Raw genomic sequence first — 624 nt, 5'->3', positions numbered from 1 at the left:
TTCAGGCTTATACAAAGACTCTTCACCCAGATTGAAAGGATACTTGAAATTAATAATCTTGAAACCATTACAACAGAAGTTGTTGAAGCTGCACGAGACAGTTTAGTTATCGGAATCAAGTAATTATAAAAATCTATCTTTTACATGAAGATAGATTTTTATATTTCATCTCGTGCAAAATAGTATTTAAAATATGCGCAAAATACCGTTCAAAGTGACAGCCTGGTGGTACTGGAACTTTAGAAGAATGGTTCGAAGTTTTTACTTGGGCGCAATTAGGTTATCATAACAAACCATGTGCCTTACTTAACATTTTTGAATACTATTCACCACTATTATCATTGTTTGATCACATGATTGAAGAAGGGTTTGTAAAAGAAGAGTACAAGGATTTAATAGTTATGGATAAGGATTCGAAAGAGTTAGTGAAAAAACTATTGAATCATACAGGTGTTTATATAGACAAATGGCGATGAAACGACCAATCAGTAATTGAGTGAGTATTGCGGAGAGATTGAGCCATTAGTGTGGAGATTTGAGCCACTGTTTGCGGTCAACTGAGCCATTAAGTGCGGGGGTGAGAGCCACTTTGATGAAAGTAGTTAATAATATAAACAACCACTG

At 34.8% G+C, this 624-nt stretch carries 2 pseudogenes; both read left to right on the top strand.

The features are described 5' to 3' along the window. A pseudogene (locus F6X55_RS06010) lies at positions 1-123 on the top strand (AAA family ATPase); the annotation flags it as partial. A 158-nt stretch (positions 124-281) separates the two neighbouring features. After that, a pseudogene (locus tag F6X55_RS06005) lies at positions 282-476 on the top strand (LOG family protein); the annotation flags it as partial. Between the last annotated feature and the right edge of the window lie 148 nt (positions 477-624).

The sequence above is a fragment of the Sediminibacillus terrae genome (assembly GCF_009602435.1).
GTDB classification, from domain to species: Bacteria; Bacillota; Bacilli; order Bacillales; family Amphibacillaceae; genus Sediminibacillus; species Sediminibacillus terrae.
Note: the sequence above shows the minus strand (reverse complement) of the source record. Positions and strands in the feature narration are given on the sequence as shown.